This window comes from Mycolicibacter nonchromogenicus, assembly GCF_002101775.1.
Lineage (GTDB): Bacteria > Actinomycetota > Actinomycetes > Mycobacteriales > Mycobacteriaceae > Mycobacterium > Mycobacterium nonchromogenicum.
This window is the reverse complement of sequence record NZ_LQPI01000036.1, coordinates 84,057-97,219: the sequence shown is the minus strand read 5'-3', so window position 1 is coordinate 97,219 and position 13,163 is coordinate 84,057. Positions and strand designations below refer to the sequence as shown.

Here is a 13,163-nt window from a genome sequence, read left to right as displayed (position 1 = left end):
ACCAACGCCCCAAACGGGACGCCGACCGACCACGACCACACACCCCCTTGACTCGACCTACAGCCAGCTAACCGCCGCTGCTCAGCGCGAGCAGTCGGGAAGTGGCCCGCAGATACTTCTTGCGATAACCGCCCGCCAGCATTTCGGCGCTGAAGATCTGGTCGAGTTTGGTGCCCGAAGCCACCACCGGGATGCCCGCGTCATAGAGGCGGTCGGTGAGTGCGACCAACCGCAGCGCCACATTCTGATCGTCAATGGGGTGCGCGCCGGTGAGAAACACCGCGGTGACGCCCTCGATCAGCGTCAGATAGCGCGACGGATGCATGGTGGCCAAGTGGACACACAGCCCGTCGAAGTCGTCCAGTGTCGCACCGGGCTGCGCCGCTGCGCGCTGGGCGACCTGGTCCGCTGAGGGCGGTTCGGGCGCCGGCGGCAGATCCCGGTGCCGATAGTCAGGTCCGTCAACACGTACCGAGGTGAAAATGCTTGCCAGCGCTGCGATCTCGCGCAGAAAATCCTGTACTGCGAAACGGCCTTCGCCGAGTTGCTCGGGCAACGTGTTGGATGTCGCGGCAACGGAGACCCCGCGCGCCACCAACTCGGACAACAACCGCGACACCAAGGTGGTGTTACCCGGATCGTCGAGTTCGAACTCGTCGATGCACAGCACGGTGTAGCCGCCGAGCAACTCGATGCACTCGGTGAACCCGAACACCCCGGCCAACTGGGTCAGCTCCATAAACGTCGCAAACGCCGTCTGATGCGGCTCAGCACCCGCGGTTTCGGTGATCTCGTGGTAGATCGAAGCCAGCAGGTGCGTCTTGCCCACTCCGAAACCGCCGTCGAGGTAGATACCCACGCCCGGTAACACCTCGCGCTTGCCCAGCAGCTTGCGACGTCCGGCACGACGCGTCAGCGCCTGCGCGCAGAACTCGGTGCACGCGGTCACGGCGGCGGCCTGGCTGGGCTGCGCCGGGTCAGGTCGATAGCTGGCAAACCGGGCGCCGGCGAACGTCGGCGGCGGCTTGAGCTGCGCGATCAACCGTTCCGGGGACACCGCCGGATGCCGGTCCACCAGGTGATCAATCGACTCGGTGGCTGGATTGGGCACGCACGAACTGTAGTCACATGGTGCAATCGAGGCCATGTCCGACCTCAGCGCAGACCCGGGATTCACCCTGCTGGGTTCCACGGCACCCGTCGACGACGCCGAATTGGGCCGGTTGTACGGCTATCCGGAAACCGACGTGCCGCGCGTGTGGGTGCGGGCCAATTTCATCGCCAGCATCGACGGCGGGGCGACAGTGGCCGGTACCTCCGGGGGGCTGGGCGGGCCCGGCGATCGGTCGCTGTTCATGCTGCTGCGGGCACTGGCCGACGTCGTGCTGGTCGGAGCGGGCACAGTCCGGGTGGAGAATTACGGCGGAGCACGGCTCAGTGTCGCCCAGCGCCAGGGCCGGCGTGACCGCGGACAGTCCGAAGTGCCCCGGCTGGCGATCGTGTCCCAGTCCGGGCAACTGGACCGAGACCTGCGGGTGTTCAACGACACTGAACTGACGCCACTGGTGTTGACCTGCTCGGCCGCCGCTGACGACACGCGGCGGCGACTGGCCGGCTATGCCGAGGTGCTGGACTGCTCGGGCGATGACCCGGGGCGGGTGGACGAGGCCGTGGTGCTGGCCGAGTTGGCGCAGCGCGAGCAGTTCCGGATTCTCACCGAAGGCGGACCGACCCTGCTGGGAGCGTTCATCGAGCGCGAGCTGCTCGATGAGCTGTGTCTGACCATGGCGCCATATCTGGTCGGTGGCCTTGCCCGCCGCATCGCCACTGGTCCGGGCGAGCTGAACACACCCATGCGCTGTGCGCATCTGCTCACCGACGAATCCGGCTATCTCTACGGCCGCTACGTCAAAAGCGCGCGCCTATAAGGTGACAGGCATGACCAGCTCTTCGAGGTTCGCCCGAATCGCGGTGGTGATGGCTGCCGCCGCCCTGGCCGGGTCCGCGCCCCTGCTGGCCGGTTGCGCGCCCGGGCTGGCCGCCGACCCGCGTTTTGCGACCAACTCCGGCGCCGGACCCCAGGGGCAACCCGAGACCACCACCGACCAGGCCGGCCCGCCATCGGTGGAGGTGCCCAAGAACGACCTGCCGTGGCACGACTGCACCGCTCGGGTCTTCGGTGACGCCGCGGTCGCCGCCACGCCCGGGGTACGGCTGGAATGCGCCAGTTACGACTCCGACGTCGACCCACTCGGCGGCGGTTCGGGGTCGATCAGCATCGGGGCGGTGCGGGCCCGGTCGGTAGAGACCCCCGGCGACGCCGGCCCCGTGGTGTTCACCACCGGCTGGGATCTGCCGTCGTCGCTGCAATTGCCGATCTGGCTGGCGCGGGCCGGTGCGGACGTGCTCAAGAGCCACCCGATCGTCGCCATCGACCGCCGCGGTACCGGAATGTCGAGCCCGGTGGACTGCCGCGATCGAAGCCAGCGTGAGGAAATGTGGAATCAGGCGCAATTCATCCCCGGCGACGACCCGGTGGCCAGTCTGGGCAAGGTCACGATGGAAGCCACCACCGACTGCACCGACTCCATCTCGCCGGGTGAGTCCTCCTACGACAACACCCATGCCGCCACCGATCTCGAACGGCTGCGCAGCGTCTGGGACATCCCGGCGTTGTCGCTGATCGGTATCGGCAATGGCGCGCAGGTCGCCCTGGCATACGCCGCCTCGCATCCGGGCAAGGTCGCCAGGCTGGCCCTGGACTCCCCCATCCCCCTCGGCGTCGCCGCCGAATCTGCCGCCGAGGAACGGGTCAAGGGCCAGCAGGCGGCATTCGAGGCGTTTGCCGCGCAGTGCGTGGCGGTGGCCTGTCCGCTGGGCCCGGACCCGAAGGGCGCTGTCAACGCGGTACTGGACGCCGCCCGCTCCGGCAATGGCCCGGGCGGCGCCTCGGTGGCCGCGGTGACCCATGCGATCGTGACGGCCTTGGGTTATCCCACCGGCGACCGGGTCAACACCACCAACGAGTTGGCCAGGGCGCTGGATTCGGCCAATTCCGGAGACGCCAACCTGTTGAACAACTTGATCAACCGGGCCCAAGGCACCACCGGCACCGACGGACGCTTCATCAACTTCTGCGCCGACGCGCTCAACCGCCCGACGCCCGATCGGGTCCGCGAGCTGGTGGTCGCCTGGGGCAAGGAGTACCCCCAGTTCGGCGCGGTCGGTGCAATGGACATGGCGCAGTGCCTGAGTTGGCCCAGCAGCAGCACCCCAGACCTGCCGAAGGAACTCGCGATCGATGTGCTGCTCCTGGGCGTGCAGAACGATCCGATCGTGGGCGAGGAAGGCGTGGCGGCCACCGCCGCGGCTGTCATCAACGCCGGGTCGGCCAGCAAGCGGGTGATGTGGCAGGGCATCGGACATGGCGCCTCGATCTATTCGGCGTGCACGCTGCCGCCCCTGGTCGATTACCTCGACAGCGGCAAGTTGCCCGAGACCGACGTGTACTGCCCGGCCTGATCCCTGGGCCTGGGACCGCTTCGAGGTACGGTTCGCTGGTGACGGCAGCCGACTCCTTGATGCACCGGGCGAGCAGCGCCCTCCAGGCCGCATTCCGGCCCCCCACGTCCCCGCCGAGCACCGCGACCGTACTGCGTTCGGTGCTGTGGCCGGTGGCCATCATGTCAATGATCCATCGCTCCATCGTGTTGCCGCTGAACGGCAACATCACCGATGACTTCAAACCGGTGTACCGGGCGGTACTGAACTTCCGGCACGGCTTGGACATCTACAACGAGCACTTCGACTACGTCGATCCGCACTACCTGTACTCCCCCGGCGGCACTCTGCTGATGTCGCCGTTCGGGTATCTGCCGGAGACCTTGTCGCGCTACACGTTCATCGCCACCAACACGATCGCGATCGTGCTCGCCGCCTACCTGCTGCTGCGGATGTTCGGATTCGGGCTCAGCTCGGTTGCGGCGCCGGCTCTGCTGGCGGCGATGTTCCTCACCGAGAGCGTCAGCAGCACACTGGTGTTCACCAATATCAACGGCGTGATCCTGCTGGCCGAAGTGCTGTTCCTGCGCTGGTTGCTGGACGGCCGGGAGAGCCGTCAGTGGTGGGCCGGCGTCGCGATCGGGCTGACAGTGGTGGTCAAGCCCGTCCTGATTCCGCTGCTGCTGCTGCCGCTGCTGAGCCGGCAGTGGCGACCGTTCGTCGGTGCGATCGCGGTACCGGCACTGTTCAACGCGGTGGCGTTCCCGCTGGCCAGCGATCCGAAGAGTTACTTCACCCAGACGGTGCCCTACATCATGGGCACCCGCGACTACTTCAACTCCTCGATCCTGGGCAACGGCGTCTACTTCGGCCTGCCCTCGGGCCTGATCCTGTTCATTCGAGTGCTGTTCACCGTGCTGGCCGCCGTCAGCCTGTGGCTGCTCTACCGCTACTACCGCACGCGCGACCCCCTGTTCTGGATGTTGACCTCCTCGGGTGTGCTGCTGACCACGTCGTTCCTGGTGCTCTCGCTGGGGCAGGGCTACTACTCGATCGTGCTGTTCCCGTTCCTGATGACCGTGGTGCTGCCGAACTCGGTGCTGCGCAACTGGCCGGCATGGCTGGGTATTTACGGCTTCATGACTCTGGACAAGTGGCTCATCTTCCGGTGGATGAACATCGGCCGGCCGCTGGACTACCTCAAGATCACTTATGGCTGGTCATTGCTGGTGATCGTGATCTGCACGGTGCTGTGCTACCGCTACCTCGACGCCAAGGAGGAAGGCCGCCTGGACGACGGGATCGATCCGGCGTGGCTGACGGCCGAGCCCAAGCGCATTAACGTGGAAGCATGACGTCTCCCAAAGTGTCGCTCTCCGACGACGAGTGGCGCGCGAAGCTGACCCCCGAAGAGTTCGCGGTGTTGCGCCGCGCCGGTACCGAGCCGCCCAACACCGGCGAGTACACCGACACCACCACCGAAGGTATCTACGAGTGCCGGGCGTGTGGTGCCGAATTGTTCCGCAGCACAGAGAAATTCCACTCACACTGCGGGTGGCCGTCGTTCTTCGACCCGGCCGACTCCGACGCGGTGATCCTGCGACCGGACAACTCCCTGGGCCGGCAACGCACCGAGGTGCTCTGCGCGTCCTGCCACAGCCATCTGGGCCATGTGTTCACCGGCGAGGGCTACCCCACCCCCACCGACCAGCGCTACTGCATCAACTCGATCTGCCTGCGCCTGGTCCCGTCGTCCTAGCGGCCCCGTCATTCCCCGAGCCGGAATCTGACGACAGGACACGCCGGTGCCGCGTCGTGGATTTCCGGCTCGGGGCCGGTCCAAGGGACGACCCGGCCCATGAGCCGGACCGCTACGGCAGCGAGGCCACCAACTGCTCGACCTCGACCCGGGGCCCGGTGAAGAACGGGGTCTCCTCCCGGGCATGCAGCCGGGCCTCAGTGGCGCGCAGGTCGCGCATCAGGTCGACAATCCGGTCGAGTTCGGGCGCCTCGAACGCCAAGATCCACTCGTAGTCGCCGAGTGCGAACGCGGGCACGGTGTTGGCCCGCACATCCTTGTAGTCGCGGGCCGCCATGCCGTGTTCGGCCAGCATCCGGCGGCGGTCCTCGTCGGGCAGGACATACCACTCGAGCGAACGCACGAAGGGGTACACGCAGACGTAGGCGCCTGCGGGTTCGCCGGCGATGAACGCCGGCAGGTGACTCCGGTTGAACTCCGCCGGCCGATGCAACGCCACGCTGCTCCACACCGATTTGCAGGCCCGGCCCAGCGTGGTGCGGCGGAACCCGGCGTAGGTGGCCTGCAGGTCCTCGATGCGCTCGGCGTGAGTCCAGATCATGAAGTCGGCGTCGGCGCGAAGACCCGCGACGTCGTACACCCCGCGGACCACCACACCGCGCTCTTCCTGCTGCTTCAAGTAGGTGGCGACCTGGTCGGCGATCGCCTCGCGCGTCTCACCGACCGCGTCGAGCCCGCCCGGATTCACCGAGAACACCGAGAACATCAGGTAGCGGAGGGTCGAATTCAGCTTGTCGTAGTCGAGGTGAGCCATGGCCCCTATGCTGCCACGATGCCCTGTGAAGGTTGCTAGGGCGCCGGGGTTGCGCTGATCACGGCCGCCACGGCCCGGTCGGCCGCAGCGATGCAGGCCGGCACCCCGATGCCGTCGAGATAATTCCCGGCCACCGCCACAGTCGGGGGCAGCGCGGCGCGCAGACCGGTGACCAGCGCGGCGTGACCGGGCCGGTATTGCGGCATCGCCGCAGGCCAGCGCTGCACGCGCACGTCGATGGGGTCCACCGTGACGCCGAAGACCGCCTCCAGGTCCTGCACCGACCACGCCACCAGCTCAGCGTCGGACGCGCTGGTGCGGGGATCGCCGAACCGGCCGAAGGACAGCCGCAGCACCTCGACCCTGCCGCCGTGTCCCCGGTCGCCCCATTTGCGCGACGTCAGGGTGACCGCCTTGGAGTGCAGCCGCTCCCCGGTGGCGACCAGCACTCCGGAGTTGTTCGGGAACGCCGCGCCGGCGGGAACCGCCATCGCCACCACCACCGATGACGCGTTGCCGATCCGGCTGGCCGCCGCCGCGGCGCGCGGTGCGAACCCGGTGGCGAGCCGGGCCAGCACGGGGGCCGGCACCGCGACTATCAGCCGATCGGCGCGATGATGACTTCCACTGGCGTCCCGCAACAGCCACCCGTCGCCGGCCGGGTCGATCTGGGTCACCGCCGACTGCACCCAGCGCGGCCTCGCGCTGTGCACCAGCGCGTTGACCAGCACCTGATACCCGCCGGCGATCGCACCGAACACGGGCAGGCCGGTGGTCGCGGGCAGTGCCCGCCGCACCGCCTCGGTGAGGCTGGACGCGCCTTCATCGAGCAGATTGGCCAGCGCCGGGACCGCCGAGCGCAGCCCGATGCTTGCCGCCGAACCCGCATACACCCCGCCGATCAGCGGATCCACCGAGCAGGCGACCACCTGCGGCCCGAACCGATCGGCCACCAGAGCACCCAGTGTCGGATCGCTGCCGGGTTCAAACGTCAACGGGCGGCTGGGCTCGCCGGCGATGCGGGCGAGGGTCTCGTTGTCGACCAGCCCGGCCATCGACTGCGGGCTCGAGGGGATCCCACTCAGGGTGTCCGGCGGCAACCGATGCAGCAGCCGGCGGCTGTAGAGCAACGGCCGGACGCCGGTGGTGCTGCGCTGCCGATCGGCCAGCCCCAGCTCAGCCAGCAGGGCCGGTACCTCGGGCCGGCGGGCGATGAATGCCTCGGCACCCACGTCCACGTTCATGCCGCCCATGGACTCGGTGCGCAACAGCCCGCCGAGTCGATCGGACGGATCAAAGATGGTGATGTCGACTGCGTCGCCGAGTGTCGCCCGCAGACGGTAGGCGGCGGCCAGACCGGAGATGCCGCCCCCGACGACGCAGTACGACGTGGTCACAGTGAATGAACCAGCGATACCAGGTCGGTCAGTACCCCGGGGTCGGTCTCCGGCAGTACGCCGTGTCCGAGGTTGAACACGTGCCCCGACGCTCCGGCAGCTACGGCGGCGCGCCCGTCGGCGACGACGCCCTTGGCGGCACGCTCCACCGCCGGCCAGCCCGCCAGCAGCACCGCCGGGTCCAAGTTGCCCTGCAGGGCCCGGCCCGCGCCCACCCGGGCGGCTGCGTCGGCCAGCGAGGTGCGCCAGTCCACGCCGACGACGGTGGCTCCGGCGGCCGCCATCTCACCCAGCAACTCGCCGGTCTGCACGCCGAAGTGCGTCATGGGCACCTCTCGGTCGGCGAGGGTGGCGAACACCCGGGCACTGTGCGGCGCGACGAAGCGCCGGTAGTCGGCCAGGCTCAGCGTTCCCGCCCAGGAGTCGAACAACTGAATGGCGTCTACGCCGTGGTCGATCTGCACCGTCAGAAAGGCGATGGTCAGATCCGTGAGCCGCGTCATCAACTCATGCCAGGTGTCGGGTTCGGCCAGCATCATCGCCTTGGTGCGGGCGTGGGTGCGGCTGGGCCCGCCCTCGACCAGGTAGGAAGCCATGGTGAACGGCGCACCGGCGAAGCCGATCAGCGGCACCGATCCGAGCGCGTCCACCAGCAGCGACACCGCAGAGGCGACCGCCGTCACCTGCTGCGGGTCCAACGGCCGCAGGCCGGCGACGTCGGCCGAGGTGCGCACCGGGTTGGCGATTACCGGCCCGACGTCGGGGACGATGTCCAGATCCACCCCCGCGCCGAGCAGCGGCACCACGATGTCGGAAAACAGGATCGCCGCGTCGACGTCATGGCGGCGCACCGGCTGCAGGGTGATCTCGCAGACCAGCTCAGGGTCGAAGCAGGCCTCCAGCATGCTGTGCTGGGCACGCAGTGCTCGGTATTCGGGCAGGGATCGGCCCGCCTGGCGCATGAACCAGACCGGCGGCCGGTTGGGTTGCCGGCCGGTTGCGGCAGCAAGGTACGGGGAATCAGGCAGTTCACGACGGGCGCTCATCGTGCTCAATGCTGCCACGCCGGGTTGCTGCGGGCCGAACCGTACCGATTGAGCCTCCGCCGCCCTTGCGGGCCACCTCCGGCGAGCCTCGCCGAACGCTGCTCGTTCCCCCGGCCGTCCCGGCTTCCCCTCCCCTCCGCCGCCCCTGCGGGCCACCTCCGGCGAACCTCGCCGAACGCTGCCGATCGGCGCGCCTGTCTGCGCCGACCGTCGCCGGGGGTTAGCGTGAGAATCGGTGACCCGCGTCGCGGCGGTGCACAAGGGAACCCTGGGTGCCGACCGCTGGCGATGCGGCGCACAGCGATCAGTTAAGGAGCGGCACCCGTGACATCAGCCGAGCCTGCCCCCTTCAGGGAAGCGGTGGCAACGATGCACGCCGCAACCGTGCGGTCAGAAATCGAGTTGGGCCCGATCCGGCCGCCGCAGCGTCTGGCGCCCTACAGCTACGCGCTGGGGGCCGAGGTCAAACACCCCGAGACCGATTTCATCCCCCAGGACTCCGACGGCGACGCCTTCGGCCGGTTGATCCTGCTGTATGACCCCGACGGCACCGACGCCTGGGACGGGACCATGCGAATGGTGGCCTTCATCCAGGCCGACCTTGATCCACACGAGGCCATCGACCCGCTGCTGCCCGAGGTCGCCTGGAGTTGGCTGGTCGAAGCACTGGGTGCCCGCACCGAGCACGTCACGGCCCTGGGTGGGACCGTCACCGCCACCACGTCGGTGCGGTACGGCGACATCTCCGGCCCGCCGCGGGGGCACCAGTTGGAGCTGCGCGCGTCGTGGACCGCGACCACCCCGGATCTGGGCACACATGTCCAGGCGTTCTGTGAAGTGCTGGAGCGCGCCGCGGGGCTACCCCCGGTCGGGATCACCGATCTGAGCTCGCGAACCCGCGTCTGAGATGTCCGAGCAGACCACCGAACCGGCCGCCATCGAAGAGCCCGAGCCGACACCGCTGCCGTATCCCGCCGACGGGGTGCCCGAGGTGTCGGTCACCCGCAGGCAGTTAGGTGCCGCCGCCGATCTGCTGGCGGGCGGACACGGCCCGTTCGCGGTCGACGCCGAACGCGCGTCGGGTTTCCGCTACTCCAACCGGGCCTACCTCATCCAGATCCGTCGAGCGGGCGCCGGAACGGTGCTGATCGATCCGGTCGGGGCCGGCGAGGACCCGGCTGCCCTGCTGCGCCCGGTTGCCGAGGTGCTCGACGACGACGAGTGGATTCTGCACGCCGCCGACCAAGACCTGGCCTGCCTGGCCGAGGTCGGTATGTGGCCCAAGGCGCTCTACGACACCGAACTGGCCGGGCGCCTGGCCGGCTTCGAACGCGTGAACCTGGCCGCTATGGTGCAGCGGCTGCTGGGACTCGGTCTGGCCAAGGGCCACGGTGCTGCCGACTGGTCGAAGCGACCGCTGCCCGCGGATTGGCTCAACTATGCGGCACTCGATGTCGAGGTGCTCATCGAGTTGCGCCACGCGGTCGCCCAGGAGCTCGACGAGCAGGGCAAAACCGATTGGGCGGCACAGGAATTCAATCACCTCCGGGTGACCGACTTCACCACCACGACGCGCCGGGACCGCTGGCGCCGTACGTCGGGCATTCACAAGGTGCGCGATCGGCGCGGCTTGGCCGCCGTCCGGGAGCTCTGGACGGTACGCGACCAGATCGCGGCGCGCCGGGACATCGCGCCCGGTCGCATCCTGCCCGACTCGGCGATCATCGCCGCGGCCGTCGCCAATCCCACCACCGTCGAGGAGCTGCTCGCCCTGCCGGTCTTCGGCGGGCCCAAGCAACGCCGCAGCGCGGCGACCTGGCTGGCGGCCCTGGCCGCGGCGCGCGAGAATCCGGAGCCACCGGAAGCCGGCGAAACCTCCAGTGGTCCACCGCCTCCCTCGCGCTGGGCGCGGCGCAAGCCGGAGGCGGCCGCACGGCTGGAGGCCGCCCGCGCCGCGCTGGGCGCCGTTTCCGAGCGAGTGCACGTGCCCACCGAGAACCTGCTCACCCCCGAGCTGGTGCGCCGGCTGTGCTGGGATTGGAAACCGGCGGCATCGGACACAGCGGTGGTGATCGAGGAGTTCCTGGTCGCCGGGGGCGCACGTCCGTGGCAGCGTGAGCTGACGGTGCCGGCGCTGACTCAGGCGCTCGGCGGCACCTAGCGCCCTTGGCTCCGGGCTGCTCAGCGCCGCCGTTGCTAGACTGCCGACGGAGCAGCCGTTATCAGGCCAGTGCTTCACGTCATGCTGACCGTGGACGCGAAACCGTCAAGGACTTCCCATGGTTGATTTCCTTGGGAGGACTCATGTCACCAGCATTTCGCCGGGTGGTCTACGTCATCAGCTACGAGCTTGTCGCCATCGGGCTGACCACGGTGCTTCTGACCGTGGTGGGGTTCGGCAGCTCCGGTTCCGGCGCCGTGGCCGTGGCGGCGTCCACGGTCGCGGTGGTGTGGAACTACGCCTGGACCACCATGTTCGAGGCCTGGGAGCGTCGGCAGGAGTCCGCGACGCGCACGGTGGCACGCCGAATAGTGCACGCCGTCGGCTTCGAAGGCGGCTTGGTCGTGCTGCTGTTGCCGATCGTGGCCGCGCTGTTGAAGGTGTCGCTGCTGGAGGCCTTAGGCTTGGAGATCGGCCTGTTGGCGTTCTTCCTGGTCTACACGTTTGTGTTCGCGTGGCTGTTCGACGCGGTGTGGCCGCCGATCAGGACATAGCGCAGCTAGTCCAGCCGCTCGCTGACCTCTTCGACAGAGGTGCAACTGTTCATCGCCGCCACCCAGCCGGTGATCTGGCGGGCCACGTTCTGTGCGGTCAGGCCGACCTCGGTCAGCAGCTCACCCCGTGAGCCGTGATCGTAGAAACGCTGCGGAAGACCGACGTCACGGCAGGGCAGATCAAGGTCGGCACGCCGCAGCGCCGCCGACACCGCCGAGCCGATACCACCGGCCACGCCGTTGTCTTCGCAGGTGACCACCAGTTTGTGCTCGCGGGCCATCTCAATGAGCACCTCCGGCACCGGAAGCACCCAGCGCGGGTCGATCACCGTCACCCCGATGCCCTGGTTGTGCAGCCGGTCGGCCACCGCCAGCGCCATGGGCGCGAACGCCCCGACCGCGACCAGCAGGACGTCATGGGGCAACCCGTCGGCCGGTACCGCCAACACGTCCACCCCAGACCGCCGCTCCAGGGCGGGAATGTCTTCGCCCACATCGCCTTTGGGGAACCGCAGTGCAGTCGGACCGTCATCGATGTCGAGCGCTTCCCCGAGCTCTTCGCGCAATCGGACACCGTCACGGGGTGCGGCCACGCGAATGCCCGGCACGATCCCCAGCACGGACAGATCCCACATGCCGTTGTGGCTGGCACCGTCGGGTCCGGTGATCCCGGACCGGTCCAACACCAGCGTGACCGGCAGCTTGTGCAGCGCGACATCCATGACGAGCTGGTCGAAGGCACGGTTGAGGAAGGTCGAATAGACCGCCACCACCGGGTGCAGGCCGCCCATCGCCAACCCGGCCGCCGACGTCAGCGCGTGCTGCTCGGCGATCCCGACGTCGAACATCCGATCCGGAAAACGCTCCCCGAACGGGGCGAGGCCCGTGGGGCCGGCCATGGCCGCGGTGATGGCGACGACATCACGACGCTTGGTGCCGTACTCGATGAGCGCGTCGGAGAACACCGCCGTCCAGCCCCGCCCGGCGGTTTCGGTGGCGTAGCCGGTCAGCGGATCGATCACCCCGCAGGCGTGCATCTGCTCGGCCTCGTCGTTCTCGGCCGGACCGTAGCCCTTGCCCTTCTGCGTGACCACATGCACGATCACCGGCCCGCCGAAGCCCCGCGCCCGGCGCAGCGCGGACTCCACCGCGGCCTCGTCGTGACCGTCGATGGGGCCCAGGTATTTCAGGCCCAGATCGGTGAACAGCGCCTGCGGCGCCAGCGCGTCTTTGAGGCCCGCTTTGAAACTGTGGATCACCTGGTAGCCGAGTTCGCCGACCACCGGCATCCCGCGGATCGCGGTGCGGCCCCGCTCGAGCAGGCGCTCATAGGCGGGCTGCAGCCGCAGGGCGGCCAGATGATCGGCGAAGCCACCGATGGTGGGCGCGTAGCTGCGCCCGTTGTCGTTGACCACGATCACCACCGGGCGGTTGCCTGCGGCGATGTTGTTGAGGGCCTCCCAGCACATCCCGCCGGTCAGGGCGCCGTCACCGACGACTGCCACCACATGCCGGTTGCGGTGCCCGGTCAGCTCGAAGGCTTTGGCCAGGCCGTCGGCGTAGGACAGCGCCGCGCTGGCATGGCTGGACTCCACCCAGTCGTGCTCGCTCTCGGCGCGCGACGGGTAACCCGACAACCCGCCCTTCTTGCGCAGCGTGTCGAAGTCACGGCTGCGCCCCGTCAGCATCTTGTGCACATAGGCCTGATGCCCGGTGTCGAAAATGATCGGGTCGTGTGGCGAGTCGAACACCCGGTGCAGGGCCAACGTGAGCTCCACCACACCCAGGTTGGGCCCCAGATGCCCGCCGGTCGCGGCGACCTTGTGGATCAGGAACTCACGGACTTCCGCCGCCAGATCGGTCAGCGCAGCCTGCGAGAGGTGCTGCAGATCGGCGGGGCCGCGGATCCCTTCAAGCATCCGGCCAGTCTA

12 protein-coding genes are annotated in these 13,163 nt (G+C 68.6%); 7 read left to right on the top strand and 5 right to left on the bottom strand.

What is annotated here, in order from left to right; all coding sequences use genetic code 11:
- Nucleotides 1-67: 67 nt before the first annotated feature.
- Nucleotides 68-1,147, bottom strand: coding sequence for a cell division protein ZapE (gene zapE / locus AWC18_RS08010; RefSeq protein ID WP_085138336.1), 1,080 nt, complete (start codon nt 1,145-1,147; stop codon nt 68-70).
- Here zapE and AWC18_RS08005 point away from each other — a divergent pair.
- From AWC18_RS08005 to msrB, 4 genes are read left to right on the top strand one after another with little or no spacing between them, the layout of a single operon-like run.
- Complete coding sequence (locus AWC18_RS08005; protein ID WP_064996205.1) at nt 1,146-1,928, top strand: pyrimidine reductase family protein; 783 nt, start codon at nt 1,146-1,148, stop codon at nt 1,926-1,928. The two genes, zapE and AWC18_RS08005, sit on opposite strands and share 2 nt — an antisense overlap.
- A gap of 10 nt (nt 1,929-1,938) precedes the next feature.
- Nucleotides 1,939-3,522: an alpha/beta hydrolase gene (locus tag AWC18_RS08000; protein WP_420093318.1), complete on the top strand. Its 1,584-nt coding sequence runs from the start codon at nt 1,939-1,941 to the stop codon at nt 3,520-3,522.
- 59 nt (nt 3,523-3,581) lie between these two features.
- Nucleotides 3,582-4,856, top strand: a complete 1,275-nt coding sequence (gene aftC / locus AWC18_RS07995; RefSeq protein ID WP_085138343.1) for an arabinofuranan 3-O-arabinosyltransferase — start codon at nt 3,582-3,584, stop codon at nt 4,854-4,856.
- Entirely contained in the window at nt 4,853-5,260 is a 408-nt protein-coding gene (gene msrB, locus AWC18_RS07990; protein ID WP_085138335.1) for a peptide-methionine (R)-S-oxide reductase MsrB, read from the top strand. The genes aftC and msrB overlap by 4 nt, the downstream gene beginning before the upstream one ends.
- A gap of 112 nt (nt 5,261-5,372) precedes the next feature.
- On the opposite strand, the gene hemQ is transcribed toward msrB, so the two are convergent.
- The 3 genes from hemQ to hemE are packed head-to-tail and all read right to left on the bottom strand — an operon-like array spanning nt 5,373 to nt 8,517.
- The gene (hemQ, locus tag AWC18_RS07985) at nt 5,373-6,074 is read right to left on the bottom strand and encodes a hydrogen peroxide-dependent heme synthase (protein WP_064996207.1); all 702 of its coding nucleotides are present in this window, start codon (nt 6,072-6,074) and stop codon (nt 5,373-5,375) included.
- A gap of 35 nt (nt 6,075-6,109) precedes the next feature.
- Nucleotides 6,110-7,471, bottom strand: a complete 1,362-nt coding sequence (locus tag AWC18_RS07980) for a protoporphyrinogen oxidase (protein ID WP_064996208.1) — start codon at nt 7,469-7,471, stop codon at nt 6,110-6,112.
- On the bottom strand, nt 7,468-8,517 hold the full coding sequence (hemE, locus tag AWC18_RS07975) for a uroporphyrinogen decarboxylase (RefSeq protein ID WP_064996209.1): 1,050 nt from the start codon (nt 8,515-8,517) through the stop codon (nt 7,468-7,470). The genes AWC18_RS07980 and hemE overlap by 4 nt, the downstream gene beginning before the upstream one ends.
- Before the next feature lie 369 nt (nt 8,518-8,886).
- Between hemE and AWC18_RS07970 the strand changes: the two genes are divergently transcribed.
- From AWC18_RS07970 to AWC18_RS07960, 3 genes are all read left to right on the top strand, one after another.
- On the top strand, nt 8,887-9,423 hold the full coding sequence (locus AWC18_RS07970; RefSeq protein WP_420093319.1) for a DUF3000 domain-containing protein: 537 nt from the start codon (nt 8,887-8,889) through the stop codon (nt 9,421-9,423).
- 1 nt (nt 9,424) lies between these two features.
- Nucleotides 9,425-10,678 (top strand): ribonuclease D, encoded by a 1,254-nt coding sequence (locus AWC18_RS07965; protein WP_064996211.1) that lies wholly within the window; start codon nt 9,425-9,427, stop codon nt 10,676-10,678.
- Nucleotides 10,679-10,821: 143 nt separating this feature from the next.
- Nucleotides 10,822-11,232: a PACE efflux transporter gene (locus AWC18_RS07960; RefSeq protein ID WP_064996212.1), complete on the top strand. Its 411-nt coding sequence runs from the start codon at nt 10,822-10,824 to the stop codon at nt 11,230-11,232.
- Between the two features lie 5 nt (nt 11,233-11,237).
- Here AWC18_RS07960 and dxs read toward each other — a convergent pair whose 3' ends face one another.
- On the bottom strand, nt 11,238-13,151 hold the full coding sequence (dxs, locus tag AWC18_RS07955) for a 1-deoxy-D-xylulose-5-phosphate synthase (RefSeq protein ID WP_085138334.1): 1,914 nt from the start codon (nt 13,149-13,151) through the stop codon (nt 11,238-11,240).
- Nucleotides 13,152-13,163: the final 12 nt, after the last annotated feature.